Here is a 25,318-nt window from a genome sequence, read left to right as displayed (position 1 = left end):
CCCGCTGCCGGCCGGCTTCGGCGCGCCCGCATCTGCCGCCGGCTGGTGATGCCGGCTCGGCTGGAGGTGCCGTTCGGTGGTGGCCCATGCCGGGCGGGATGCCGCGATAGTCTTGGCCTTCGAAGCCGCGCCGAGTCCGCGCTTTTGCCGATAGACGGTACTCTCTTGCCGTCTATACACTTGTGACGACATGTATTCGCCGGCCTGGACCTTCCCCGCATGAGTGAACCGCACCCACGGTCGCCTGCTCCGCAGCTGATCGAGCCGCCCCTCTCGCAACTGCCCAGAGCGCCAGCGGTGACCGTGGTGGTGATCGGCCTGGCCTCGGCGTTTCTGCTGGTCCACATGCTGCGGCTGCCGGGGTCGGGCGCCGACAACCTGGGCGGAGTCGAGCTGTTTCTCGACCTCGTGGTGGTGCTGCTCGGGCTGATGTCCGTGGCATTGGCGCTGCACACCCTCGATCCGGAACCCGACCGCCGGGCCCACCTGCTGGTGGGGGCCCTCGCCGTGGCGGCTGTCGGCAATTTTCTGCATGCCATGCTGCTGCAGGCTTCCGTGGGCGCGGCGTTGGCGCCGGGCCAGCAGGACGCGTCGGCGTTCTATGGGCTCAGCGCCCGCCTGGTGGAGAGCCTGGCGTGGCTGATGTATGCATTCGGCCTGCGCATGCGGGGGCCTTGCACGGCCTGGGCGGCAGGCGCGGCGCTGCTGTCCGTGGGCCTGGCCTGGTTGGGTGCCGGCGGGCTGCCGGTCCGGCTGGCGCTGGCGTCCGAGCCTTTCCACGGCGTGGCCCTGGGCTGGCTTGGCACGGTGGGTCTCGGGCTGGCGGCGCTGGTGCTCTGGCGACGGCCTGCGCCCGCGAACGGTGGGCAGAGCCGCTGGCTCGCCGGATCGGCCGCCTTGCTGGCGCTGGCCGGTGTGGTGGCCCGGTGGCCGACCGGGTGGCCCTGGGTGGCCGATCTGGCGTCCCACGGGCTGCGTGTGACCGCCTATGCCTTGTTGTTCCAGGCGATGTACGTGTCCGGCATTCGCCGGCCGTTCCTGCGAGCGCGCGAGGTGGAAGCCCAGTTGCGCGACAGCGAAGTGCGGCTGCACCTGCTGGGGCGCAACCTGCCCGACAGCGTGACCTACCAGCTGATGCGCGACCACGACGGAAGCCGGCGTTTCATCTACATGGGCGAGGCAGTGGAGCGGCTGGTAGGCGTGCGCGTCGAAGATGCCTTGCGCGACCCGGCATTGCTCTACGACCGCATCCTGCCGGCGGATCGCACCCTGAACGACCGGGTGGAGGAGCAGTCTTTCGCGTCCATGGGCGTGAGCGACAACGTGGTGCGGGTGGTCCGTACCGACGGCGAGGTGCGCTGGATCCGCATGAGCTCGTCACCGCGCGCGCTGCCCGACGGCCGGGTGATCTGGGACGGCGTGGCAACCGACGTGACCGAACAGCGGGAAAACGAACTGCTCGCCCGTCGGCGCGGCGCGCAGCTCGATGGGCTGCTGCGCAACCTGCCGGGTGGCGTGGCCCGCATCGGCGCCGACCTGCGGCTGCTCTACGTCAATCCCCTGCAGGCGCAGTGGCTGCACACCGATGTCGGCGCGCTGGAAGGCCAGTTGCTGAGCGACGTGCTGCCGCCGGTGGTGCTGGCGCAGGCCATGCCGCATCTGCAGAAGGCGTTGTCCGGGCACATAGCGGTGTTCGAGAACCGCATCGACTATGCCGACGGCCCGCAGTTTCGCCACACCACCTTCGCGCCGGAATTCGGGCCGGACGGCGGCGTGGTGGCCGTGGTCAGCTTCGCCTACGACCTGACGGCGCAGCGCCGCATGGCGTACGAGCTGGATCAGCAGCGCAGCCGTCTGGCGGTTCTGGTGAATTCCATCCCCGACATGGTGTCGCTCAAGGACGCCGAGGGCCGCTACCTGCTGGCCAACCCCGCCTTCGAGCGCTGGGTCGGCCGGCCCGAGGGCGAGATCCTCGGGAAGACCGACGAAGCCGTCTGGCCCGCCGCCGAGGCCCAGCGCATGCGCGAACTCGATGCCCGCGCCATGGCCTCGGGGCACCCGCTCGCGTTCGAGGAAGAACTCACCCTGGCCGACGGCGGAAGCACCTGCTGCTTCGAAACCATCAAGACCCCGATCCGCGACGCGCAGGGCCATGTCACCGGCCTGCTGGGCGTGTGCCGCGACATCACCGACCGCAAGCGTGCCGAGCAGGAGATCGAGCGCCTGGCTTTCTACGACGCGCTGACCAGCCTGCCCAATCGCCGTTTGCTGCTCGACCGGTTGCAACGCGCCACGGCCGCCTCGCAGCGCCATGGCCGGCCCGGGGCCCTGCTGTTCATCGACCTGGACAACTTCAAGGACCTGAACGACACCCTCGGGCACGACATGGGCGACCGCCTCCTGGCGCAGGTGGCGCACCGGCTGGTGGGCTGCGTGGGGGCCACCGACACGGTGGCCCGCTTCGGTGGCGATGAGTTCGTGGTCATGCTGGAGGACCTGGATCTCTCCACCATCGATGCGGCGGCGCAGGCCGAGCGCGTGGCCGATAAGCTGCTGGCCTGCCTGAACGAGCCCTTCGAACTCGGCGCCCAGCAGCACTTCAGCACGCCCAGCATCGGCATTACGCTGTTCGGCGACCAGCCCTGCAGCGTGGACGAACTGCTCAAACGGGCCGACCTGGCCATGTACCAGGCCAAGGCGGCCGGCCGCAATACCCAGCGTTTCTTCGACCCGCACATGCAGGCCCAGGCCAATGCCCGCTCGCACCTGGAGGCCGATCTGCGCCAGGGCCTCGCCCGGGGGGAGCTGCGGGTGCATTACCAGCCCATCGTGGACGGCCGCACGCGCATCAGCGGTGCCGAGGCCCTGGTGCGCTGGCCGCACCCGGAGCGCGGAATGATCAGCCCGATGGATTTCATTCCCCTGGCCGAGCAGACCGGGCTGATCCTTCCGCTGGGCCGCTTCGTGCTGAAGTCCGCGTGCGAGCAGCTGGTGCGCTGGTCGCAGCGCGAGGACACGCGCCACCTCACCGTCTCCGTCAACGTCAGCGCGCGGCAGTTCCGTCAGCCCGGCTTCGTGGGTGAAGTGCTCGATGTGCTGCGCGACACTGGCGCCGAGCCGCGCCGCCTGAAGCTCGAATTGACCGAAAGCATGTTGCTGGGCGACATCGAGGACACCATCGGACGGATGAGCCAGCTCAAGAGCGGGGGTGTCGGCTTTTCGCTGGACGACTTCGGCACCGGCTACTCGTCGCTCAGCTACCTCAAGCGCCTGCCGCTCGACCAGGTCAAGATCGATCAGGGTTTCGTGCGCGACGTGCTGACCGATCCGAACGACGCCGCCATCGTGCGCACCATCCTGGCGCTGGCCGACAGCCTGGACCTGAACGTGGTGGCCGAGGGCGTCGAGACCACGGGCCAGCTGTCTTTCCTGAAGCTGCACGGCTGCAACGGCTTCCAGGGCTATCTGTTCGGGCGCCCGGGGCCGGCCGAGGCGCTCGAAGCGGCGCTGGGCTCGCCCACGTGAGACGCGGCGTGCCTCCGCTTTGACGAGGCTCGGGGTGGGCGCCTGCGGCCGCCCGCACAATCGCGGCATGCAGAAAAGCGGCATGCAGAAAAACACACAGGCGGTGCTCATCGCCGGGGGCGGCATCGGCGGCCTGGCCGCTGCCATCGGAGCCGCGCGCGCCGGATGCGCGGTGCGCCTGTTCGAGCAGGCGCCGGCCTTCGGTGAAGTCGGCGCCGGGGTGCAGCTGGGGCCCAATGCGGTGCGCCGCTTGCGCGACTGGGGCCTGCAAGGCGCGCTGGACGCCGTTGCCGCTTTCCCCGATCGGCTGCAGGTGCGCAGTGCCCTGACCGGCGCCGAACTGGCCGCGCTGCCCCTGGGGGCCGACATCCTGACGCGCTACGGTGCCGCCTACGCCACCATCCACCGGGCCGATCTCCACGGGCTGCTACTGGCCTCGGCGCAGTCGCAGGCCGACCTGCGATGGCATCTGGCCGATGCCGTGGCAGACCATCGGCAGAGCGAAGGTGGCGTCGCCCTCACGCTCGCCAGCGGCGTTGCCGTGACGGGCGATTTGCTCATCGGCGCCGACGGGCTGCGCAGCGTCACGCGTGCGCGGATGCTGGGCGCGGAGCCCACCCGCAGCGCGGGGCACCTGGCCTATCGGGCGGTCGTGCGCCAGGCCGATCTTCCGGCCGGGCTGCGCACCGCACGGGTCACCGCCTGGCTCGGGCCCCGCTTGCACGTGGTGCAGTACCCGCTGCGCAGGGGCGAACTGATGAACGTGGTGGCCATCCGCCACGGCACGCCGCCCGCCAACCTGGAGGGCTGGGACCACGCCGCCAACGCGGCGGATCTGGAATCCGCCCTCGCCGGCACCTGTGCCGCGTTGCAGGAGATGGTGCGGGCAGTGCCGCAGGCAGGCTCCGGCTGGCGGCTCTGGCCCCTGTCCGACCGCCCGCCCGTGCGCGGCCCGCTCGACATCGCCCGGGGCCGCGTTGCCCTGCTCGGCGATGCCGCCCACCCGATGCGGCCCTATCTGGCCCAGGGCGCGGGCATGGCCATCGAAGATGCTGCCGCGCTCCAGGTCGCGCTGGCGCTCGCCGGCGTGCCCGTGGCCGACCGGCTGCAGCACTACGCCCGGCAACGCTGGCGCCGGGTGGCGCGGGTGCAGGAAAGAGCGCGCCGCAATGGCCGCATCTTCCACGCGATGGGACTGGTGCGGTGGGGGCGGGACTGGTCGTTGCGCCTGGCGGGCGGGCGGCTGCTGGATCTGCCCTGGCTGTACGGCTACTGAGGCCCGCGTCCGCCCGCCAGCCTTCGCCACACTGCGTTGTCAGGGCTCACATGGCCTTGAACAGCGACGCGTACAGCCGGCTCACGGCCAGCCGTTCGGGCCGGCCGTGCAATTGCACATGGAGCCGCCCGGCCTCGTCGCGGACGGCACTGGCGATGGCCGCCGCGCGCACCACGGTGCCGCGGTGGATCTGCCAGAACTGCTGCGCGTCCAGCTGCGCGGCCAGTTCCTTGAGCGGCGTTCGCACCAGGTATTCGCGTGTGGCGGTCAGCACGCGCACGTATTTGTCGGCCGCCTCGAAGTAGACCACCTCCTGCACCGGCACCAGGTGGATCTGGTTGCCGATGCCGGCTTGCAGCAGCTGCAGCGGCGGAGCGCCGGCCGGCACGGCGGGTGGCGACGGCGCCGGCATCGGCGCGCGCCCTCCCAGCGGAAGGGCGGTCAAGGCGCGCAGCTGCGCCAGCACGGCCTGCAGGGTGCCGGCGTCGTTGTCGTTGTCGTCAGCGTCGTCCTCGTAGTGCGCCACCGTCGCGGACGCTCCGGGTGGCCCGGCCATTGCGGCAACGGCGGCCCCGGACGCATCCCCGCTGCCTGCCGCCCCGGCCCCGGACCGCGCGGCGGGCGCAGTGCGCGCCGACAGGGCGGCCCGCAAGCGCTGGACCGTCCGGAGCAGCCGCTGGGGCTGGACGGGCTTGAGCACATAGTCGATGGCTTGCGCTTCGAAGGCCTGCACGGCGTATTGGTCGTAGGCGGTGACGAACACCAGGGCGGGGAAGGCAGCCCCCGTCTCCGGCCACGCGTCGGCCAGTTCGTGCGCCGCATCGAGGCCGTCCAGCACGGGCATGCGGATGTCGAAGAACAATACGTCGGGCTGCAAGGCGAGCGCCTTACGCACGGCGGACTGCCCGTCGCCCACCGTGGCCAGCACCTGCAGTTCAGGCCAGGCGCGCGCCAGTTCCTGGTGCAGCGCCTCGGCCAGCAGCGGTTCGTCTTCGGCAATCAGTGCGCGGGGTGGTTCAGTGGGCATGCGGGCAAGTCCTGCAGCGGGCGGGCCGCCGCTGAATTCAAGGGAAATACGGCTTTGGCGCTGGTTCCGCCTGCGATGTTTGCTATTAGTTCAATAGCGCCATGCGCGCCGTAGAGCGTGGCCAGGCGCTCGCGCACCTGTGCCAGACCGAAGGAGCTGCCGGCGCTGGGCGACGCGGCGGGGGCCGGCTGCGTCCAGCCGGGCGGCAGGCCGGCGCCGTCGTCCTCCACGGTCAGCTCCAGACGTGGCGGCAGCTCGGCGGTGGCATCGACCAGACGGGCCCGCACGGCGATGCGGCCACCCACCAGCACCGGCTCCAGTCCGTGCCGGATGGCGTTTTCCACCAGCGGCTGCAACAGCAGCGGCGGCACCGGCACGGCCTCCAGCGCCGTGGGCAGATCGAGCGTGAACGACAGCCGGGGGCCCATCCGGACGGCCATCAACTCCAGGTAATCGTTCAGGCGCGCGAACTCCTCGGCCAGCGAATGCACCGTCGAGCGCGATGCCACCAGCGTGGCGCGCAGGTAGTCGATGAGGTGGTCCAGCATGGCCTGGGCACGCTGGGGGTCGCTCGCCACCAGCACGCGCAGGTTCGCCAGGGTGTTGAAGAGCATGTGCGGTTCCAGCTGCGACTGCAGCAGCGCCAGCCGGGCCTCGGCGGCGTCCCGCTGGGCCTGCGCCACGCTGGCGATGAGAAAGCGTGCCTTGCCCTGGCTGTAGAAGAAGAAGGACAAGCCTGCGCTGGCGAGGACGGTGATGACCAGCGGGGAGGTCAGCATGAGTGGGGAGGCGAAGCTGGTCAGGTGCAGCGGGCGGCCGCTGTACCAGCTGCCCAGCGCCATGCCGACGCAATACCCGAACGCGGAGCCCGCCGCCACCAGCAGCCAGCCTTGCAGGCCGCGGCCACCGCCAGGCCAGGGAATCGCACGGCGGCGCGAGAACCACATGCGCCCCAGGTCGATGCTGAGCCAGCTGACTACGCCGATGGGAAGCGAATAGGCCAGGGTTTCGTCCAGCGGGCCGTGGCCCACCAGCGCGAGGCCGGTCGCGATGAGCACGGAGCACGCCACCACGAAGACGCCGTGACGCAGGAGTTCGGATCGGTGCTGGGGCTGCATGGCGGATGGTGAGTGGGGGCGGTGGCGCTGGACGGGTGTGCCAGCGGGAGGATTGTGCGGTGGTTGGCGCGGGTGTCGGTGTCGGAGTCGGTTGCGGTTGCCGTTGGGGTTGCTGTGCGGCCCATGGATGGGCGCGCGCCGCTTACGCCGTCAATGCGCCTCCCGGCGGAGGGGCAAAGGCGCGTCACGCAACGGGACTGCGGCGGGTTGCGCACGCTGCTCCAGCGTCAGGCGCCAGAGGCGCAACGCCCGCACCAGGAAGCACCCCGTGCCCAGGCCGTACGCGATCGCCACGGCCAGCACGAAGCCGGTGCCTGGGTGCGCGTTCAGCGCACTCTCCAGGCCCACGGCGTATTTCAGGCTGAACAGCGCGAGGATCAACAGCAGCGGCGTCATGCTGCCCGGCAGATCGAAGCGCCGCAGGACGGGGTCGTAACGGGTGCCGGCTGTCGCGCGCGGGCGCCGCAGCCACAGCAGCCCGGCGCTGATGGCGGCGGCCGCCAGCCACAGCGCCAATGGCAGCCAGACCATGCCCGCCGGCCGCGCCACCGTCACCACGCCCCAGGCGCCCAGCGCCGCCATGCCCAGCGGCAGCGCTACCGAGCGGCGCAGGCTGACGCTGCGCGGGCGGCGTTGCGCAATGCCCCAGGCGAGCAGCCCGGCCAGCAGCAGCCAGACGCTGCGCGGCGTGCCCCGCACCAGCCGGGTCAGGGCTTCGGGGTGATGCATCATCAGATCGAGCAGCATGGCGGCGTCCTTCGATGCCCTGCAACGGCAGGGCGGTGGCGCACTGTCGATCAGCTTGGCCCGGCCGGCCAGGCGGTTGCGACGGAACGGGGGGGCGCGAGCGCGAATCGCCGCCGGGTGGCGCCAGCCGGGGCGCCCCGGCGCGTGGGGGGCCAGTGGCCCGGCCGCCCCGCGCGCTCGGGTGCCCGGCAAAAAAGCCTGAACATCTGCCGCGGCGTGCAGCCCTGTCATGGCGAGCGCACATAATTCCCGGGTTTGGAACTGACGCAGAGATTTCCGTGGATATTGTTTTGCTGCTGAAGGCCGCCGCTATGGGCGTGGTCGAAGGCTTGACCGAGTTTCTTCCCGTCTCCTCCACGGGCCACCTCATCCTCGCCGGCGCGCTGCTCGGCTTCGACGACGAGAAGGCCAAGGTCTTCGACATCGCCATCCAGACCGGTGCGATCTTCGCGGTCATCCTCGTCTACTGGCAGAAGATCCGCGCCACGCTGGTGGCGCTGCCCACCCAGCGGCAGGCGCAGCGCTTCGCGCTCAACGTGCTGATCGGCTTCCTCCCGGCGGTGGTGCTGGCGCTGCTGGTGGGCAAGGCCATCAAGGCCCACCTCTTCATTCCCACGGTGGTGGCCAGCACCTTCATCATCGGCGGCTTCATCATCCTCTGGGCCGAGAAGCGCCCCCGTACCGCCATTCGCGTGGAGTCGGTGGATGACATGACCATGCTCGACGCGCTGAAGGTGGGACTGGTGCAGTGCCTGGCCATGGTGCCGGGCACCAGCCGCAGCGGCGCCACCATCATCGGCGGGATGCTGCTGGGGCTGTCGCGCAAGGCCGCCACAGACTTCTCGTTCTTCCTGGCGATTCCGACGCTGATCGGCGCCGGTGTCTACAGCCTGGTCAAGGAGCGCCATCTGCTGGCCTGGGCCGACCTGCCGCTCTTTCTCACCGGGCTGGTCTTCGCCTTCCTCAGCGCGCTGGTGTGCGTGCGCTGGCTGCTGCGCTACATCAGCACGCACAGCTTCGTGCCGTTCGCGTACTACCGCATCGTCTTCGGTGTGATCGTGCTGTGGACGGCATGGAGCGGCGCGGTCGCCTGGGTCGACTGAGCCTTCCCCCGGCGCGCGGCTTGCCGTTCGCCTGCCTCGGCGCGGCCCGCGTGCCCCGCCGCGTGGGGCTCAGCTCGAAGAAAGCGCCAGGTCGCCGGTGTTGCGGCGCACGCAGAACCGGCCGCTCTGCTTGCCGTGGTACATCGCGGCGTCGGCCAGCTTGATGAGCGTCGCCGCGTCGTGCGCGTCGGTGGGGGCCAGCGCGTAGCCGATGGTCAGGCCGACCCGGATCTCATCCGGCCCCACGCTGAAGGGCTGGCGGAACGCATTCAGCAGCCGGTTCCCCCAGTCCTGCGCATGGTCTGCGTCGGGCAGCTCGCCCGCCATGACCACGAATTCGTCGCCACCGATGCGGGCCACGGTGTCGGCATGCCGCAGGTGTTCACGCAGGCGGGCGGTCACGGCGACCAGCAGCCGGTCGCCCACGTCGTGGCCGTAGCGGTCGTTCACCGGCTTGAAGCCGTCCAGATCGAGGACGTACACCGCCAGCAGCCCGCCCGGCCGTGCCTTGGGCAGCGCAGCGTTCAGTGCGATATCGAGCCCGCGCCGATTGGGCAGATCGGTCAGCGGGTCGCTGTGCGCCAGCGACCGCAGGGCGTCGCGTTCACGCTGCACGCGTGTCGCCTCCAGCCGAAGCTCCGCCGTTCGCAGCCCCAGCATGCGCATGAAGAGCAGCATGTCGATGGCCGAGCTGATCTGGAAGAGGTGCATCGTCCAGCCGTTCGCCGGCAGGCGGCCCTGCACCAGCAGGCCCAGTGCGACGGCGCCGAGCAGATAGATGCCCCAGGCCGTCAGCAGCGTGCCGCCCAGCGGGTCGCGCCGGGCCATGAGCCGCAGCGCGGCCGGCACGCTGATGATGGAGGGCAGCGGGCCCAGCACGCTCAGCACCATCATCGCGCCGCGGGTCGAGAGGATGTCGAGCAGGAAGGCCAGCCCGCACGCCGCGGTGACGCAGGCCCCGGCCCGCATGAGCCGCAGGATGCGCGAACCCGGCTGCAGCTGCTGCAGCACGTGGCCCATGAACAGGAAAGAGGCCGTGGCCGCCATGCTGCTCAGCAGCACGCCGATGTGCTGCTCCATCCACAGATTGCCGGGCCACAGGAACTGCCCGCCCACCCCGAAGAACTGCAGCGAGAAGCCGGCGCTGCCCGTCACCAGCAGCGCGTAGTAGCCGAACAGCCGCTGACGCAGCGTGATCCACTGCGCCAGGCTGTAGACCACCAGGCAGCAGGCGAGCCCCGCGAAGAGGCCCTGCACCATCTGTTCCCGCAAGCCCGCCGAATGGAGCTGCTGCTTGTCGCCGATGTGGATGGGCGCGATCATGCCGCCGCCGGTACGCAGTCGGATGAAGAGTTCGTGCTCGGCCCCCGGCACCAGAGCCAGGTCCAGTGCCGGTGTCCGCCAGCGCAGTGCCCGGCCCTCCACGGGCTGCAGATTGCCCAGTGCCGCCTGCTGCAGCACCGCGCTCTGGTGCACCAGATAGACGTCGATTTCATGCAGCAGGGGATAGTCGATGTTGACCGTCCACGTGACGGATGTACCGGCTGGAACGACCGGTGCGCGCAGCACCATGCGCAGCCAGACGGCGTCGGTCCGCACGCCCAGCGAACCCGCGGGCGTGGCGACCGGACCGAAGGCCCCGGGCTGCTGCAGCATGTCCGCCACGCCGAGTTCGCGGGTCGGGTCGGACCGCATCGCGAGATAGGGCCACGCATTGGAGGGCGCGGCACCGGGTTGCAGCTGCAGCACCGGCTGGGCGGCCGCGGTGGAGCTGGCCAGCAGGCCCCAGACCAGTGCCAGCACCAGCGCCCATACCAGCGCCCACATGGCCCCGGCTGCGCGGGCCGCAGAAAAACGCAGCCGCCCGGCGGCGCCCTGAGGGACGCGGGATGGGCGCTGGCAAAGAAGGCGGTGGGACGGCGGCAGCATGGCGAGACGGTCAGCGAGGGGAGCGGGTGCGGCGTCGGTGCGGGCGCAGGGCTGACGGGTCAGGCGGGGGCAGCGAGCGGCCTGGAGTGTGTCAGAAGTTGCTGTCGTGCCGCTTACCGCAGCGGGCCGGGCGCCACGGGGGCCGTGCGCGCTGCGTGCTCGCCAGCGAACAGCCAGGAGCCGGTGGTCGTCAATCGGTCTTCGAGGCGATTGAGCCACCGCGGCGCTCGCGGGTCGTCGCTCCAGCCTGCGACGCACCTGCCCAGCTGATGCAGCACATGCGCAGGCAGCTGCAGGGGGCGGGTCTGGTCCATCAGCACCTTCACCAGCAGGTGGTAGCCCAGCACGCGCGTGAAACTGCGCGAGAGCGAGAACTGCGGCCAGATCCAGCGCGCCACGGTATCGATCAGCCGGCAGAGGCCGAGCAGGGTCCAGAACAGCAGCCAGGACGTCCAGGGCGCACGCTGCCCGTCCAGCGCCAGTTCGGCTGACGTGCTGCGCCCGCACAGGTAGCGCGTCATCAGCCGCGGGAAGGGCCGTGCCAGGCGCCACGGAATGGCCTGCTCCATGGTCGTCATCAATGCGGCGGCCAGGGCCGGTCGGGCGTCGGGCTGCGTGATCTGGGCGCGGCCTCGGGCCTGCAGGCGCTCCAGCAGATCGGCGGCGTCTTCCATGGTGTGCGCCATCAGGGAATCGTCGATGCCCAGCACATGGCCGACCACGTTCCATGCATGCAGGTAGGCCTGCTCGTCCGCTGGCGTGAACCCCAGCCCCAGCCGGCGCAGGCTGCGCAGGAAGACGTAGCCGAAGGTGAGCAGTGTGTAGGCCAGCTCGGCCTGGTTGCAGGGCAGTCCGTCGCGCCCCACGTTCCAGCCGCTGGCATAGAGGGTCTGGTAAAGGCCTGCGTCGGCCGGGCGCTCGAGCGGCGCGATCTCGCCCGCAGGCTGGCCCGGCACGGGGGCGCCGCGCAGGATCAGGTGGCGGATGGTGGCGTGGATCAGCCGCACCTTCAGCACCTGGGCCACGCCGGCGCCGTCCGGCCGCGTCAGGCCGCCCTGCATCATCACCGGGAAGATCATGGCGGCCGTGGATCGGATGCGGTGTTCTGTGTGGTGCTCCAGCTCGCCTGCGACATGCAGCACGCTCGCCAGATCGGGAATCACATAGCACTCTGGCAGGCTGGAGCAGAACAGCAGCACGCAGGACAGCGCACCGTGGTCCATGAACAGCGCTTCGGCCCGCTCCACCCGCTCAGCGTCGGCCCAGGCGGGCAGCGCGCGGCCGGTCTGCAGATACGACTGCAGCGCCTGGGCGACCTCCGGCAGCGTGCCCTCGGGCGCGCGCCAGCCGGCCAGCGTGGCGTTGTCGGTCCAGCTTGCGAACAGGCGGTTCACGCAGGCGATGCGCTGCCAGGGTTCGCCCGATCCATCGCTGCCGGCGGCCTGCGGCGCAAGGATGCGGGCGATGGTGTCGTCGGCGAGCGGATCGGCCTGCCAGGGCTGGGCGTCCAGCAGTGCGTCGGGGATGGCGGCGGCGGCAGGCTGTCGCGTCATGCCGGTTCCTCGTGCGTGTGGCGGCGGCCGGACGAACCTGGCGCGGCGGCTGTGCCGAGGCCGTGCGGGCGACGCGCCGGGTCGGGCGGCACGAAGGCGTGGGCGGGCGTCGCGAAGGCGGTCATCGGCGTATCACACTGTAACGATGGCGCAGTGTAGAGGATGCGCAAGCAGATGCTTGACGCATCCGAGCCACGCGGGCCTGCCCGGTCGCAGACGGCTGGCCGTCAGTTCGTCTGGGCTGCGGGGGCTCAGCCCCGCGCGCCGTCCTGCACCGCTGCCAGGTTGAGCAGCGCGGCTTCGATGGCGGCCGCCGTGACGATGGGCCGCTCCATGGGAAAGAGGTGGCTGCCATCCACCAGCGCGATGCGGCCCTGGGTGATGCGCTGGGTCAACGCCATGCCGACCTGCCGCATTTCCTGCGACGCCAGCCCGCCGATGAACGCCGCCGGGCAGTGCAGCGGGTGGCTGCGCAGCAGGCGGTCCAGGTCGTGCGGGATGGTGTTGTAGATGGCGGTCTCGACCGCCCGGTCGAATGCGAGCAGCCGCTGGCCCTCATGGTCGCGCAGTGCATGCGTGACGTAGTCGCGCAGCACCCGCTCGTCCCAGTGGGCGAAGGCCTTCTTGCGACGGAAGTGCTCGAACGCCTCGTCGGAGGTGGCCCAGCTGTTGCGCCGGGCCCGGCTGATCTTGCCGGGCGACACCGAGCCCACCAGCTGCGTGCGCTTGGCGACCTGGAGCGCGCCGGCGCGCCAGCCGCTGAGCAGGGGCGAATCCAGCAGCAGCACCGCCCGGGCCAGGTGCGGGTGGCGGGCCGCTGCCATCACGCTCAGAAAGCCGCCCAGCGAGTGCCCGACCAGAAAGGCCGGCTCGCCGCTGCGCTGCTGCTCGGCGTCGGCGAAGTCGGCCAGCTGCTGCACCAGGTTCGGCCAGTTGTTGGTGACGGGGTAGCGCTCGTCGTGGCCGAACTGCTCCACCGCGCTGACCTCGTAGCCGCGGCGGCGCAGCTCGCTGAAAAGCACGCGATAGGTGCTGGCCGGGAAGCTGTTGGCGTGCGAGAAAACGATGCGTGGCATGGACGGTGGGCGTCGGCGGGGCGGCGGGGCGGCGGGGCGGCGAGTTGGGAGCGGGGCTGCGAGCCTGCGCGGGGCGCTGCACACCCCAAGCGCCAGGCTCAGGCGTCAGATCAGCTTGTCGCGCGGGTTGGTGATCTTGCGGATCGGCCGGCTGCGGGTCGGGTCGACGCAGATCGGGACCTCGGTGGCGCCGCCGTTCCATTCCGGGTCTTCGATGCTGTCGAATACTTCGCGCAGCTTCTGGCCCCAGCTGTTGTGCAGCATGCGGAAGTAGGGGTTGTTCTCGTCGATGCAGACGATCTTGTCGGTGGAAAAGCGGCCTTCCTCATACACCACCAGATCGAGCGGCAGGCCGACCGACAGGTTGGACTTGAGCGTGCTGTCCATCGACACCAGCGCGCACTTGGCGGCTTCGTCGAGCGGGGTCTCGGGGGTCAGCACGCGGTCGAGCACCGGTTTGCCGTATTTCGATTCGCCCACCTGGAAATACGGGGTTTCGGAGGTCGCCTCGATGAAGTTGCCCGCCGAATAGACCTGGAACAGGCGCATGCCCTCGCCCTGGATCTGCCCACCCAGCACCAGCGAGACGTTGAAGTCCACGCCCGCGCGCTTGAGCGCCAGGCCGTCGCGCTCGTGCACGCGGCGCACCGCCGAGCCGAGCACGCGGGCCACGTCGAACATGCTGGTGGCATTCCAGATGGTGATGGGTTCGCCGTCTTCGTCGGGGCTGGCGATCTGCTCGACCTGCAGGATCTCGCGCACCGACTGCGAGATGCTCAGGTTGCCGGCCGACAGCAGCACCATGAAGCGGTCGCCTTGCTTCTCGTAGATCATCATCTTGCGGAAAGAGCTGATCTGGTCGAGGCCGGCGTTGGTGCGGGAATCGGAGAGGAACACAAGTCCGGCGTTGAGTTTGATGGCGACGCAATACGTCATGTTGGAGGCGGCCCGGGGCAAAAGCCGCAAGTGTAGTGCGCGCCCCGCCGTGGCGCCGGGGGCGGGTCTTGCGCGCAAGAGCGATTCAAAAACGATAGCTGCGCGCCCTGACAGAGCGGGCGCCGGCGGCCTGTTGGGCTTGAACTGCCTGCACCGGCCCGATCAGCCCGCGCCCTGCGCCAGCCGCTTGAGCTGGTAGAGCGCGTCCAGCGCCTCGCGCGGGCTCATCGCGTCGGGATGGATGGCGTCCAGCGCTGCTTCCACGGCGCTGAGGCCGGCTCCCGGGTCCTCCGGTGGCGGAGCGAACAGGTCCACCTGCGCCTCGCCTTCGCCGGCCCGCTCTTCCAGCGCGGCCAGCGTGTGCCGCGCATGGTTGAGCACCGGCCCGGGCACGCCCGCCAGCTTGGCAACGTGGATGCCGTAGCTGCGGCTGGCCGGCCCGGGCTGGATCTCGTGCAGGAAGGCGATCGATGCGCCCGTCTCGGTCGCGCCCACATGCACGTTGACGGCATGCTGGTGGCGCGCCGACAGCTCGGTCAGCTCGAAGTAATGCGTCGCGAAGAGCGTGAACGCCTTGGTGCGGTCGTGCAGGTGCGTGGCGATGCCGCTCGCCAGCGCCAGGCCGTCGAAGGTGCTGGTGCCGCGGCCGATCTCGTCCATCAGCACCAGGCTGTGCGGCGTGGCGGCGTGCAGGATCTGCGCGGCCTCGGTCATCTCCAGCATGAAGGTCGATTGCGCGTTGGCCAGGTCGTCGGCCGCGCCGATGCGGGTGTGGATGGCGTCGATGGGCCCCAGCCGGCAGGCCGTGGCCGGCACGTGGCTGCCCATGCTGGCCAGCAGCACGATCAGCGCCACCTGCCGCATGTAGGTCGATTTGCCGCCCATGTTGGGGCCGGTGATGACCTGCATGCGCGTGTTGGCGTTCAGCCGCGTGTGGTTGGGGATGAAGGCGCCGGACGAGGTTTCGGCCAGGCGCGCTTCCACCACCGGGTGGCGGCCGGCCTCGATGTCGATGCAGGGTTCGTTGACGAACTGCGGGGCGCACCAGTTCAGCGTGAGCGAGCGTTCGGCCAGGGTGCACAGCACGTCCAGCGTGGCCAGCGCCTGGGCCAGGCGGGCGAGGGCGGGCACGTGCGGCTGCAGCTGGTCCAGGACCTGTTCGTAGAGCCATTTCTCGCGCGCCAGGCCGCGCTCCTGCGCCGACAGGGCCTTGTCCTCGAAAGCCTTCAGTTCGGGCGTGATGAAGCGCTCGGCGTTCTTCAGCGTCTGGCGGCGGCGGTAGTCGTCCGGCACGCGGGCCGCATGGCTGCTGGTGACCTCGATATAGAAGCCGTGCACCTTGTTGAACTGCACCCGCAGATTGGGAATGCCGGTGCGGGCGCGTTCGCGGGTTTCCAGGTCCAGCAGGAAGTCGTCGCAATGCGTCTGGATGCCGCGCAGCTCGTCCAGTTCGGCATCGAAGCCGGCCGCGATCACGCCGCCGTCGCGCACCAGTGCGGCGGGCTCTTCATGGATGGCCGTACGCAGCAGCGTGCCGCAATCCACCGGCGGCCGCAGCTGCTCGAAGATTTGGGTCAAAAACGGCTCGGGCGCTTGATTAGTCTGGGCAAGTAGCTCTGCTTTTTGTAGCGTCTTGCAGAGCCCCACCAGCTCGCGCGGACGCACCTGGCGCAGCGCGATGCGGGCGGTGATGCGTTCCACGTCGCTCACGCCGCGCAGCTCGGCACGCAGCACCTGCCACGGACCGGCGCCGGCCCCGGTGCCGCGCAGGGCGGCGGTGGCAGCCAGGCGCTGGCGGGCGTCGGCGCGGTCGCGGCGCGGCTCCAGCAGCCAGCTTTTCAGCAGGCGGCTGCCCATGCCGGTCATGCAGGTGTCCAGCAGCGAAAAGAGCGTCGGCGCGTCTTCGCCGCGCAGCGTGCGCACCAGCTCCAGGTTGCGCCGCGTGGCCAGGGGCAGGGCGATGAGTTCGTCGCTCTGCTGCACCCGCACGCTCTGCACGTGGGTCAGGGCGTGGCCCTGGGTGTGCTCGGCATACGACAGCAGCGCGGCGGCCGCCGCATGCGCATGGGCGAGCGCCTCGGCATTCCAGGCCGCCAGGCTGGAGGCCTGGAGATGCTCCAGCAGCTTGCGCTCGCCCAGGGCGGCGTCGAACTGCCAGTCCGGCCGCAGGCTCAGGGGGCAGGCGAGGGCCCCGCTCTGGCGCAGCGCCTGCAGCTGCTGCTCGAAGCGTTCGGTGGTGCCGGCGCTGTAGATCACTTCGCTGGGCGCCACCCGCGCCAGCCAGGCGCCCACCTCGTCGTGGCTGCACTCGGCCAGGTGCACGATGCCCTGCGTCACCGACATCCAGGCCAGGCCGCAGCGCGCCCGCGCACCCTGCTGCACCGCCAGCAGCATCGATTCGGCCTTGTCGGAGAGCAGTTCGCTGTCCGTGAGCGTGCCGGGCGTGACCACGCGCACCACCTTGCGCTCGACCGGGCCCTTGGTGGCGCCGACTTCGCCCACCTGCTCGCAGATGGCGACCGATTCGCCCATCTTGATCAGGCGGCCCAGGTAGTTCTCCAGCGCATGGAACGGCACCCCGGCCATCACCACCGGCTGCCCGGCCGACTGGCCGCGCTGGGTGAGCGTGATGTCGAGCAGCCGCGCGGCCTTTTCGGCGTCTTCGTAGAACAGCTCGTAGAAGTCACCCATGCGGTAGAGCAGCAGCGTGTCGGGGTGCTGCGCCTTCAGGCCCAGGTACTGGGCCATCATGGGGGTGTGGGCGGGGGAGACGGGCATTTCCATGGAGTCAGATCACTTGCAGTGGCCAGGGCCTGCCGGGAGGCAGGCGCGGTGGCACGCGGCGCACGGTGCGCCTGGAGGGTCGCCATTGTGCATGGGCGGGCCGCCGGCGGGCCGCGTGCCTGCCCCTGATCGTCGGCATGCTCCTACCCCCGGCGCTGCGCGCGCGCCCGCAGCCTTGGCTGGACCTGCTGGCGGAGTCGGCCGCCCGCGGGGCTGCAGCGCAGCGGGCCACGCGCCCGGCTTCCGATGCGGATCTGATTGGAGGTTTCATCCATGGACTCACGTGACCACGACGATCCCCGCCGCAGGTGGGCGGGGCGAGAGCAGGACGCCGGCCGCTCCGGCCGCCAGGCCGAGCAGTGGAGCCGGCCGGGCGGTGATGGCCACCGCACGCCGCAGGGCGGGCAGGAGCACGGCTTCGGGCCGTCTTCGCGCCAGCACGACTACACGGCGGAGCACCACCAGGGCGGTGGCGACTACGGTAGCGGGGCCGACAACGAGCCGACGCTGTACGGCTCCGGCGCCTCCCGTGCCGGCTACGGCGGCTACGGGGGCGGCGGCTCGCGCGGCTACGGCGGCACGGGCGGGCAGGCAGCCAACGGGGGCTACAGCGGACCGGGCGGCGGCGCGCGCGGCCTGGGCCCGCCCAGCGGCAGCGGCTATGGCGGCTACGAAGGCCGGCATCGCCACGCCCATGACGGATTCAATGGCCCTTCCGAAGGGCAGTGGGGTGGCCAGTGGAGTGGGCCGGGGCGATCGCAGCAGGGCGATGATTTCCTGCGCGAGGCAGCCGAAACCGGTTACAGCCGGGGCCGCGATGAGGACTCCCGCCGCTCGGGCGGACGGAGCGCGCAGACGGGCGGCCATCCCGATCCGGACTACCAGCGGTGGCGCGAGGAACAGATGCGCCGGCTGGACAGCGATTACGAGAGCTGGCGCAGCGAACGCTACCAGAAGTTCTCGGAAGATTTCGATGCCTGGCGCAGCCAGCGCGCCCGGGCGGGTGGAGGCGGCGGTTCCGCCAGCGGAGCGAGCGGAGTCAGCGGCGCTGAGGGGGGTGGAGGCGCGCAGTCCGCGTCCTCCACGTCGTCCCGGCCTGCATCCGCGTCAGAGTCCGAGTCCGGCCAACGGGCCGGCGGTACCTTGACGGACGCGCAGAGCAAGCCCTGACGGGCCGCTGGCCGCCGCTGGGCGCTCCTCATGAGGAGAGCCCGGCGGCGGGCACCTCAGACGGGCGGAATGGGGCGCTTGTTCAGATAGGCCGGCAGCACGCGCGCAACCTTCTGCAGCAGGGCGTACTCCTCGTCCGGCAGGGGGAAGCGCTCGGTGTCGAAGTGGCACAGCGTTCCATACAGCTGGCCCTGGTTGTCGAGCAGCGGCAGGCCGTGATAGGAACCCATGACGCCCTGGTACTTGTGCCCGTCCAGCCGGGGGTCGCAAGCCGTGTCCCTGGAGCTGAAACCGCCGTCGCGCATCACGAACTGGCAGAAGCTGTCCTGCAGCGGAACGGTGGCCAGGAAGTCCGGGGTGACCACGCCCTGCTTGTCGAACAGATGCACATTGCGCAGCACGGCGCCGTCCAGCCGGTAGACGCCGGTGTACCGGTGCGGCACCCGGGCATTCAGAAAATCGAGTCCGGCGGGGCCGGTGGCCGCCAGCAGTGCCTTGTAGGCCTCAAGGGCATCTCGCGTGGGATCGGAAGGCGCGCTCATGGTTAGCGGGTGTCGGTAGGCGGAAGTGGCCGAGTGTACCGAGTCGATGCCGCGTCCTGCTGCCCTGCGGATCGCCGCAGCCTGCCGCGCAGGGTTATCCCACGGTGGCTGGCCGGTTACCTAGCGTTCACGCCGTCGTCACGCCGCCGTCACGCGATTTTTGCCCGCGCGCTTGGCCAGGTACATCCCCTGGTCGGCGCGCCGGATCGCCTCGCTGCTGCTTTCCTGCGGCCCCAGTTGCGCCACGCCGGCGCTGAAGGTGATGAGCACCTTCTCCTGTTCGCGCATGAAGTAGCGGGTGGTGAGTTCGCGCTGCAGCCGGGTCATGGCGTCGACACCCTGGGGCAGGGCCGTGTCGGGCAGCACCAGCACGAATTCTTCGCCGCCGTAGCGTGCCAGCATGTCCTGCGGACGCATCACCTCGCGGGCGACCGCCGCCAGGTGGACCAGGGCCTGGTCGCCACTCGAATGCCCCAGCCGGTCGTTGATCGCCTTGAAGTTGTCCAGGTCCAGCAATGCCACGCAGAGCGGGGCGTCGTTGCGCCGGGCGCGGGCAATCTCGCGTTCCATCACTTCGTCGAGCCCCTTGCGGTTGAGCGAGCCGGTGAGCGGATCGTGGCGTGCCTGGGAGCTGGCTTCGTTCAGCGCCTTCTGCAGCTCGGTGATCTGCGTATGCCGCATCTCGGAGCGCTCGCGCAGCTGGTGCAGCTCGTCCCGGGCGACGCGGCTGTTCAGTGCCATCGCGCGGGTGGCGGACATGACCTGTTCCAGGAGCGGCGTGATTTCCTGCAGGTGCGTGGCCTGCCCGATGCGTTCGGCGCAGTCCTCCAGCGTGTCGTGGTAGCTGCTGCTCGACTGGTCCATCTGCGCCAGCCGCTCGACGAACGCGGCCAGCAGTTCCTTCATCTGGTCCTGCGCCTCCATCAGGCGGGTCTTGGCCTCCGTCTGCTTGAAGATCACGTCCCTGAGGCGGCGCTGCACGTCATCGAGCCGGCGCAGCGTCAGCGGCGGCGTGGAGGCGGCGATCAGCGCCTCCACCTGTCCGTGCAGCCAGCGGTCGTCCATGCTGAGCGCAGCGATGTTCTCGAACACCATCTGCAGCAGTGCCAGCAGGCTGGTGCGGATGGCCGCCTGGTCTTCGGCCGCGAACGACAGGCGGTAGCTGAAGTTGTTCAGCATCAGCTGCAGCGTGGAAGCCGGCGGCCCGGGCTGTTTCAGGAATTGCACCAGCTGGGCGGCCAGTTCGTGTACGCGGCTGTCGTCCTCGCCCAGGGCGGGCATCAGGGTGTCGATCAGCCGCACCAGCTGGTCGGCCAGCTCGGCGGGCAGTGCCGTGACCGGGCCCTGGCTGGCGGGGCTGTCGGGCTCCCTGGCCGCCACCGGGGGAGAGGCCGCATGCAGCCCCAGGTTGGCATAGCTCACCAGCACGCCCTGGAGCGCACCCCAGTCGCTGGCGGCGATGGCGTTTTCGAAGAGACCCAGCAACCGCTTTTGGGCGGGGGTCTGCCCGGGCAGTACCCGGGAGATCTGCCGCAGCGGGCCTTCCGGGAAACCGGGCGTGCTGCGGGTGCCGGCGATCTCGTCGTAGAGCGCCTGGTAGTTGTCGGGGGTGGGGGCCAGCCTGCGGGATGCGAGCAGCTTCAGCGTTTCGCGGGCGATTTCGGAAGGGTTACGGTCTGCCATGCCAGGCGCCACCATCGGATCAAGAGGGGTGCGAGTTTGACAGACGCCGAGGGCGTTGAACAGGACGGAGGGCCTGCCGATCAAGGCGGGTGGAGACGGCCGGGAGCGGCGGCCTGCACCCGGGGCCGGCTCAGTTCACCATGACCAGCTTGCCCATCACGCCGCGCGAACCCATGTGGGCATACGCCGCCTTGAGCTGCGACATCGGCATGGTGCGGTCGATGACGGGCTTGACCTTGCCCTCGGCATACCACCGCGCCAGCTCGCCCATCATGGCCGCATTGTTCTGCGGTTCCCGCTTGGCGAAATCTCCCCAGAACACGCCCACCAGCGACGCGCCCTTGAGCAGGGGCAGGTTGAGCGGCAGCGCGGGGATGGGGCCGGCCGCGAAACCGACCACCAGGTAACGCCCGCGCCAGGCGATGGAGCGGAAGGCCGGCTCCGTGTATTCGCCGCCCACCGGGTCGTAGATCACGTCCGGGCCGCGGCCTTCGGTCAGGGCCTTGATGGCCTCGCGCAGGTTTTCCTGGCCATAGTTGATGACGGCATCGGCACCGACCGAGAGGCAGAGCGCGCACTTTTCTTCCGTGGAGGCAGCGGCGATCACCCGGGCGCCCTGCGCCTTGGCGATCTGGATGGCCGCCGTACCGACCCCGCCGGCAGCGCCCAGCACCAGCACGGTTTCGCCCGCCTTCAGCTGGGCGCGGTCGATCAGTGCGTGGTGCGATGTGGCATAGATCATGATGAAGGCGGCCGCATCGACATGCGAGAAGCCCTCGGGCAGCGGCATGCAGAGCGCAGCCGGCGCGATCACGTGGGTGGCGAAGCCGCCCGTGCCGCTCAGACAGGCCACGTTCTGGCCGGGGCGCAGGTGCGTCACGCCTTCTCCCACCGCCTGCACGACCCCGGCGTATTCCGAACCCGGCACGAAGGGCAGCGGCGGCTTCATCTGGTACTTGTTCTGAACGATGAGCAGATCCGGAAAATTCAGGCTCGCGGCCTTGATCTCGATCAGCACCTCGCCGGCCTTGGGCGCCGGGGTGGGGTGTTCGGTCCAGGTGAGCGCGTCTACGCCGGTGGGGTCGGTGCAAAGCCAAGCGTGCATGGAGGGTCTCCGTTCTTCAGTGCGCCGCATCATAGGTGCGGGGCCGGGCGCCGGTTGTCCCTGGAGCGACCGGGCCGGAGCGCCCGTCCCGCGCGGCGCGGCGCGCGTAGGGCGCCGCCTACAATCCGCCGAATCCAGCCAGATCGACTCCATGAAGATTCTCATTTCCAACGACGATGGTTTCCAGGCGCCCGGCATCGTGGCGCTGCATGAGGCGCTCAAGTCCATCGCGGACGTGGAAGTGGTGGCGCCGGAGCACAACAACAGCGCCAAGTCCAACGCGCTGACCTTGCACTCGCCGCTCTACGTGCAGCGCGCGGCCAATGGCTTCCGGTACGTGAACGGCACGCCGGCCGACTGCGTGCATATCGCCCTCACCGGCCTGCTGGGGTACCGGCCCGATCTGGTCGTTTCCGGCATCAACAACGGTGCCAACATGGGCGACGACACCATCTATTCGGGCACCGTGGGCGCGGCGATGGAAGGCTACCTGTTCGGCATTCCGGCGATCGCCTTTTCGCAGGTGGACAAGGGCTGGGGGGAGATCGAGGCCGCCGCCTGCAAGGCGCGCGAGATCGTGCAGCAGATGCAGCAGCAGCGCCTGGTGGGCGAGGCCCCATGGCTGCTCAACATCAACATCCCGAACATGCCGCTCGATGCGCTGCGGCCCATCAAGCTGTGCCGTCTGGGGCGGCGCCATGCGGCCGAGCGGGTGATCGAGCAGCAGAGCCCGCGCGGCGAGACGATGTACTGGATCGGCAGCGCGGGTGCCGCCAAGGACGACGCGGAAGGCACGGACTTCCATGCCACCGCGCAAGGGCACGTTGCCATGACGCCGCTCAAGGTCGATCTGACCGACCACGAAGGCCTGGGCTACTGGGCGCAGACCGCCGCGCGCCTGGTGCCCGCGGACGAGGCTGCCCCGCGGGTCGCGGAGCGCGTGGCCTCATGACGCAGCAGCGCAGGCCCGGGTTTCCGGCGCGGCTGCAGGCGCAGCCCCCCGCTGTCCCGGCGCGGCCGGCAGGCGCCGCACTCCGCCCCCCCGCGCAGGCGCCTGCAGCGCCGCAGGGCCTGGGGCTGGATTCCGCCGCCGTGCGCGCCCGCATGGTGCAGCGGCTGGCCGCGTCCGGCATCCAGTCGCCGGCCGTGCTGGCGGCCATGGGCGCCGTGGAGCGCCACCGCTTCGTGGACAGCGCGCTCGTCAACCAGGCTTACGAAGACACCAGCCTGCCGATCGGCCTGGGGCAGACCATCTCCAAGCCCAGCGTCGTCGCGCGCATGGTGGAACTGCTGCTCGGGGCCGACGCTGCCCGCACGGGCGGCGGGCTCGGGCGGGTGCTGGAAATCGGCACCGGATGCGGCTATCAGGCGGCCGTGCTGTCCCGGCTGGTGCGCGAGGTGTATACCGTCGAGCGACTGCGCGCGTTGCATGAGAAGGCGCGCGACAACCTGCGCCCGCTGCGGCTGGCCAACGTGCATCTTCTCCTCGGTGACGGCATGCTGGGCTACGCCAAGGGCGCGCCCTATGCCGCCATCATCTCGGCGGCGGGCGGTGACATGCTGCCGCAACACTGGTGCGACCAGCTGGCCGTGGGTGGGCGGCTCGTGGCGCCGACCGTCGGCGCGAACGGCCAGCAGGTGCTGCTGGTGGTCGACAAGACTGCACACGGGCTCCAGCAGAGCGTTTTGGAGCCCGTACATTTTGTCCCCCTAAAATCGGGGATTGCCTGAAGGGATTGCTTATGTTGGTATCGCGTGGTCTTGTTGCTTGGGGTTCTATCGCGCTCGCTGGCTTGGTGCTGGCGGGCTGCGGCACCCGCGTCAACAGGGCTCCGGTCGAAGATCGCGGCACGGCGGCAGGGGCGATTTCCTCGTCCCCGGCGCCCCTGGCTTCTGCGGTCAAGCCCCTGCCCGGGGCAGAGAACGCCGGCAAGGCCGGCTACTACACCGTCAAGCCGGGCGACACGCTTATCCGCATCGGCCTGGAACATGGCCAGACGTGGAAAGACATCGCTCGCTGGAATGGGCTGGACAACGCCAATCTGATCGAGGTGGGCCAGGTGCTGCGCGTCGCGCCACCGGGTGCTCCGGCCTCCGCCAGCACCGCAGTGGCTGCCGACACCGGCGTGGTGACGCGCCCGGTGACCGCGTCGGCCCTGCCTCCGGCGCCGGCCGCCAGTGCCGCGCGGCCGGGTGCATCGGCCACGACGGCGCCAGCCGGTTCCGCGCCCGCTGCGGCGCCGGCCGCCGCCGGCAACGAGGACGACATGCCCTTCATCTGGCCTTCTTCCGGCCCGCTGCTGGCGGGCTTCGACGAGGCGCGCAACAAGGGCTACGACATCGGCGGCAAGGCCGGTGATCCGGTGCTCGCGGCGGCCGACGGCCGGGTGGTCTATGCCGGTGCCGGCCTGCGGGGCTATGGCAACCTGGTCATCCTCAAGCACAACAACACCTACCTGACCGCCTACGCCCACAACCAGACGCTGCTGGTCAAGGAAGACCAGAACGTGCGCCGCGGCCAGAAGATCGCCGAAATGGGCAGCACCGATACCGACCGGGTCAAGCTGCACTTCGAGATCCGCCGGCAGGGCAAGCCGGTCGATCCGGTGCGTTACCTGCCTTCCCGTTGAGCGGGACCGGCGCGCCTGCGGGCGAAGGCTTCGAGCCCGACGACGGGGACGAAGCGAGTCCGCAGGATGCGGTTGCGGCTGCAGAGGAGGCCGAAGGCGAGCTGCGGCAGCTGGTCGTCGGCGCGGGGCACCACGGTGCGCGACTCGACAAGGCGCTGGCCGATCTGGTGCCGGAGCTGTCCCGCAGCTATCTGCAGCAGCTGCTGGCGCAAGGGCTGGTGCGCTGGAACGACACACCGGCTGCCAAGCCATCGGCCAAGGTGAAGGCGGGCGACCGCATCACCGTGGAGATCCGGCCGACCGAGCAGAGCCAGGCCTTCAAGCCGGAAGCCATGGCGCTCGAGGTGGTCTACGAAGACGACCATCTGCTCGTGATCAACAAGCCCGCCGGTCTGGTGGTGCACCCGGCACCCGGCAACTGGAGCGGCACGCTGCTCAATGGCCTGTTGGCCCGCGACCCCCGCGCCTGCCTGGTGCCGCGGGCCGGCATCGTGCACCGCCTGGACAAGGACACCAGCGGCCTGATGGTGGTGGCCCGTGAGCGCGCCACCATGGACGCCCTGGTGCGGATGATTGCCGCGCGAGAGGTGTCGCGCCAGTATCTGGCGATCGCCATGGGCCGCTGGCGGCACGCCGGCCACCGCCGCGTGGACGCGCCGATAGGTCGGGATCCTCGCAACCGCCTGCGGATGGCGGTGGTGGATCTGGGGCTGCACGCCGGCAAGCCGGCCCGTACCGACATCGACCTGCTGGCTGCAGGGGCCGAGGCCAGCCTGGTGCGGTGCACGCTGCACACGGGCCGGACGCACCAGATCCGCGTGCACATGGCGTCGCTGCAGCATCCCTTGGTGGCCGATGGCTTGTACGGCGGCGTTCCTGCCGCCGGGCTGTCGCGCCAGGCCCTGCATGCCTTTCGACTGGCCTTCGCGCACCCTGTCACGGGCGTCCCGATGGAGTGGAAGGCGCCGTTGCCGGAGGACATGGCGGCCGCCGTCGAATTTTGGGGCCTGCGCTACAATTGAGCCCAGGTCCGCACACGCTTGTGCCGACACTCTTTCGCTCGGCATGGCGCCTGGTCCATCGCTGTACACGCGCCTCATCTCTTTCTTGCTCC

19 protein-coding genes are annotated in these 25,318 nt (G+C 70.3%); 8 read left to right on the top strand and 11 right to left on the bottom strand.

Features of this window, described 5'->3' with window-relative positions; all coding sequences use genetic code 11:
- Positions 1 to 219: 219 nt before the first annotated feature.
- Complete coding sequence (locus ASF94_RS20920; protein WP_082493335.1) at positions 220 to 3,525, top strand: EAL domain-containing protein; 3,306 nt, start codon at positions 220 to 222, stop codon at positions 3,523 to 3,525.
- A gap of 82 nt (positions 3,526 to 3,607) precedes the next feature.
- Positions 3,608 to 4,801, top strand: a complete 1,194-nt coding sequence (locus tag ASF94_RS15440) for an FAD-dependent monooxygenase (protein WP_056668807.1) — start codon at positions 3,608 to 3,610, stop codon at positions 4,799 to 4,801.
- Between the two features lie 46 nt (positions 4,802 to 4,847).
- Here ASF94_RS15440 and ASF94_RS15435 read toward each other — a convergent pair whose 3' ends face one another.
- The 3 genes from ASF94_RS15435 to ASF94_RS15425 all read right to left on the bottom strand — a co-directional run bounded on the left by ASF94_RS15435 (position 4,848) and on the right by ASF94_RS15425 (position 7,693).
- Positions 4,848 to 5,828 carry a LytTR family DNA-binding domain-containing protein gene (locus tag ASF94_RS15435; RefSeq protein WP_056668293.1) on the bottom strand — a complete coding sequence of 327 codons (981 nt, stop codon included), beginning with the start codon at positions 5,826 to 5,828 and terminating at the stop codon, positions 4,848 to 4,850.
- The gene (locus ASF94_RS15430) at positions 5,801 to 6,946 is read right to left on the bottom strand and encodes a sensor histidine kinase (protein ID WP_056668290.1); all 1,146 of its coding nucleotides are present in this window, start codon (positions 6,944 to 6,946) and stop codon (positions 5,801 to 5,803) included. The genes ASF94_RS15435 and ASF94_RS15430 overlap by 28 nt, the downstream gene beginning before the upstream one ends.
- A 150-nt stretch (positions 6,947 to 7,096) precedes the next feature.
- Positions 7,097 to 7,693, bottom strand: coding sequence for a DUF6622 family protein (locus tag ASF94_RS15425; RefSeq protein ID WP_056668287.1), 597 nt, complete (start codon positions 7,691 to 7,693; stop codon positions 7,097 to 7,099).
- A 278-nt stretch (positions 7,694 to 7,971) separates the two neighbouring features.
- Here ASF94_RS15425 and ASF94_RS15420 point away from each other — a divergent pair, with 278 nt between their 5' ends.
- Positions 7,972 to 8,796 (top strand): undecaprenyl-diphosphate phosphatase, encoded by an 825-nt coding sequence (locus ASF94_RS15420; RefSeq protein WP_056668284.1) that lies wholly within the window; start codon positions 7,972 to 7,974, stop codon positions 8,794 to 8,796.
- 69 nt (positions 8,797 to 8,865) lie between these two features.
- Here the strand turns inward: ASF94_RS15420 and ASF94_RS15415 are convergent, their stop codons facing one another.
- The 5 genes from ASF94_RS15415 to mutS all read right to left on the bottom strand — a co-directional run bounded on the left by ASF94_RS15415 (position 8,866) and on the right by mutS (position 17,074).
- Positions 8,866 to 10,623 (bottom strand): diguanylate cyclase, encoded by a 1,758-nt coding sequence (locus tag ASF94_RS15415; protein ID WP_056668282.1) that lies wholly within the window; start codon positions 10,621 to 10,623, stop codon positions 8,866 to 8,868.
- 215 nt (positions 10,624 to 10,838) lie between these two features.
- Positions 10,839 to 12,278 carry an oxygenase MpaB family protein gene (locus ASF94_RS15410; RefSeq protein ID WP_056668279.1) on the bottom strand — a complete coding sequence of 480 codons (1,440 nt, stop codon included), beginning with the start codon at positions 12,276 to 12,278 and terminating at the stop codon, positions 10,839 to 10,841.
- A gap of 251 nt (positions 12,279 to 12,529) precedes the next feature.
- Entirely contained in the window at positions 12,530 to 13,354 is an 825-nt protein-coding gene (locus ASF94_RS15405) for an alpha/beta fold hydrolase (RefSeq protein ID WP_056668276.1), read from the bottom strand.
- 105 nt (positions 13,355 to 13,459) lie between these two features.
- Positions 13,460 to 14,290, bottom strand: coding sequence for a proteasome-type protease (locus ASF94_RS15400; protein WP_056668273.1), 831 nt, complete (start codon positions 14,288 to 14,290; stop codon positions 13,460 to 13,462).
- Between the two features lie 162 nt (positions 14,291 to 14,452).
- Complete coding sequence (gene mutS, locus ASF94_RS15395; protein WP_056668269.1) at positions 14,453 to 17,074, bottom strand: DNA mismatch repair protein MutS; 2,622 nt, start codon at positions 17,072 to 17,074, stop codon at positions 14,453 to 14,455.
- Positions 17,075 to 17,347: 273 nt separating this feature from the next.
- On the opposite strand from mutS, the gene ASF94_RS21605 reads away from it, so the two are divergent.
- Positions 17,348 to 18,244 carry a hypothetical protein gene (locus ASF94_RS21605; protein WP_056668266.1) on the top strand — a complete coding sequence of 299 codons (897 nt, stop codon included), beginning with the start codon at positions 17,348 to 17,350 and terminating at the stop codon, positions 18,242 to 18,244.
- Between the two features lie 56 nt (positions 18,245 to 18,300).
- Here the strand turns inward: ASF94_RS21605 and ASF94_RS15385 are convergent, their stop codons facing one another.
- The 3 genes from ASF94_RS15385 to ASF94_RS15375 all read right to left on the bottom strand — a co-directional run bounded on the left by ASF94_RS15385 (position 18,301) and on the right by ASF94_RS15375 (position 21,574).
- Entirely contained in the window at positions 18,301 to 18,786 is a 486-nt protein-coding gene (locus tag ASF94_RS15385; protein ID WP_056668263.1) for a GAF domain-containing protein, read from the bottom strand.
- A 138-nt stretch (positions 18,787 to 18,924) separates the two neighbouring features.
- Positions 18,925 to 20,469, bottom strand: a complete 1,545-nt coding sequence (locus ASF94_RS15380; protein WP_056668804.1) for a GGDEF domain-containing protein — start codon at positions 20,467 to 20,469, stop codon at positions 18,925 to 18,927.
- A gap of 130 nt (positions 20,470 to 20,599) precedes the next feature.
- On the bottom strand, positions 20,600 to 21,574 hold the full coding sequence (locus tag ASF94_RS15375) for an NADPH:quinone oxidoreductase family protein (protein ID WP_056668260.1): 975 nt from the start codon (positions 21,572 to 21,574) through the stop codon (positions 20,600 to 20,602).
- Between the two features lie 151 nt (positions 21,575 to 21,725).
- Between ASF94_RS15375 and surE the strand changes: the two genes are divergently transcribed.
- Genes surE through ASF94_RS15355 form a run of 4 tightly spaced genes read left to right on the top strand, consistent with a single transcriptional unit; the run spans position 21,726 to position 25,226 of the window.
- Positions 21,726 to 22,526 carry a 5'/3'-nucleotidase SurE gene (surE, locus tag ASF94_RS15370; RefSeq protein WP_056668257.1) on the top strand — a complete coding sequence of 267 codons (801 nt, stop codon included), beginning with the start codon at positions 21,726 to 21,728 and terminating at the stop codon, positions 22,524 to 22,526.
- The gene (locus ASF94_RS15365) at positions 22,523 to 23,305 is read left to right on the top strand and encodes a protein-L-isoaspartate(D-aspartate) O-methyltransferase (RefSeq protein WP_056668254.1); all 783 of its coding nucleotides are present in this window, start codon (positions 22,523 to 22,525) and stop codon (positions 23,303 to 23,305) included. Before surE ends, ASF94_RS15365 begins: the two co-directional genes overlap by 4 nt.
- A gap of 11 nt (positions 23,306 to 23,316) precedes the next feature.
- Complete coding sequence (locus ASF94_RS15360; protein WP_056668251.1) at positions 23,317 to 24,204, top strand: peptidoglycan DD-metalloendopeptidase family protein; 888 nt, start codon at positions 23,317 to 23,319, stop codon at positions 24,202 to 24,204.
- The gene (locus ASF94_RS15355; protein ID WP_056668248.1) at positions 24,201 to 25,226 is read left to right on the top strand and encodes an RluA family pseudouridine synthase; all 1,026 of its coding nucleotides are present in this window, start codon (positions 24,201 to 24,203) and stop codon (positions 25,224 to 25,226) included. The genes ASF94_RS15360 and ASF94_RS15355 overlap by 4 nt, the downstream gene beginning before the upstream one ends.
- The last annotated feature ends 92 nt before the right edge of the window (positions 25,227 to 25,318 follow it).

It is taken from the genome of Acidovorax sp. Leaf160 (genome assembly GCF_001424265.1).
Taxonomy (GTDB): Bacteria; Pseudomonadota; Gammaproteobacteria; order Burkholderiales; family Burkholderiaceae_C; genus Paracidovorax.
Note: the sequence above shows the minus strand (reverse complement) of the source record. Positions and strands in the feature narration are given on the sequence as shown.

Coding starts and splice junctions, on each gene's coding strand:
- ASF94_RS20920 (WP_082493335.1), top strand. CDS start 220: ATGAGTGAACCGCACCCACGGTCGCCTGCTCCGCAGCTGATCGAGCCG.
- ASF94_RS15440 (WP_056668807.1), top strand. CDS start 3,608: ATGCAGAAAAACACACAGGCGGTGCTCATCGCCGGGGGCGGCATCGGC.
- ASF94_RS15435 (WP_056668293.1), bottom strand. CDS start 5,828: ATGCCCACTGAACCACCCCGCGCACTGATTGCCGAAGACGAACCGCTG.
- ASF94_RS15430 (WP_056668290.1), bottom strand. CDS start 6,946: ATGCAGCCCCAGCACCGATCCGAACTCCTGCGTCACGGCGTCTTCGTG.
- ASF94_RS15425 (WP_056668287.1), bottom strand. CDS start 7,693: ATGCTGCTCGATCTGATGATGCATCACCCCGAAGCCCTGACCCGGCTG.
- ASF94_RS15415 (WP_056668282.1), bottom strand. CDS start 10,623: ATGTGGGCGCTGGTATGGGCGCTGGTGCTGGCACTGGTCTGGGGCCTG.
- ASF94_RS15410 (WP_056668279.1), bottom strand. CDS start 12,278: ATGACGCGACAGCCTGCCGCCGCCGCCATCCCCGACGCACTGCTGGAC.
- ASF94_RS15405 (WP_056668276.1), bottom strand. CDS start 13,354: ATGCCACGCATCGTTTTCTCGCACGCCAACAGCTTCCCGGCCAGCACC.
- ASF94_RS15400 (WP_056668273.1), bottom strand. CDS start 14,290: ATGACGTATTGCGTCGCCATCAAACTCAACGCCGGACTTGTGTTCCTC.
- mutS (WP_056668269.1), bottom strand. CDS start 17,074: ATGGAAATGCCCGTCTCCCCCGCCCACACCCCCATGATGGCCCAGTAC.
- ASF94_RS21605 (WP_056668266.1), top strand. CDS start 17,348: ATGGACTCACGTGACCACGACGATCCCCGCCGCAGGTGGGCGGGGCGA.
- ASF94_RS15385 (WP_056668263.1), bottom strand. CDS start 18,786: ATGAGCGCGCCTTCCGATCCCACGCGAGATGCCCTTGAGGCCTACAAG.
- ASF94_RS15380 (WP_056668804.1), bottom strand. CDS start 20,469: ATGGCAGACCGTAACCCTTCCGAAATCGCCCGCGAAACGCTGAAGCTG.
- ASF94_RS15375 (WP_056668260.1), bottom strand. CDS start 21,574: ATGCACGCTTGGCTTTGCACCGACCCCACCGGCGTAGACGCGCTCACC.
- surE (WP_056668257.1), top strand. CDS start 21,726: ATGAAGATTCTCATTTCCAACGACGATGGTTTCCAGGCGCCCGGCATC.
- ASF94_RS15365 (WP_056668254.1), top strand. CDS start 22,523: ATGACGCAGCAGCGCAGGCCCGGGTTTCCGGCGCGGCTGCAGGCGCAG.
- ASF94_RS15360 (WP_056668251.1), top strand. CDS start 23,317: ATGTTGGTATCGCGTGGTCTTGTTGCTTGGGGTTCTATCGCGCTCGCT.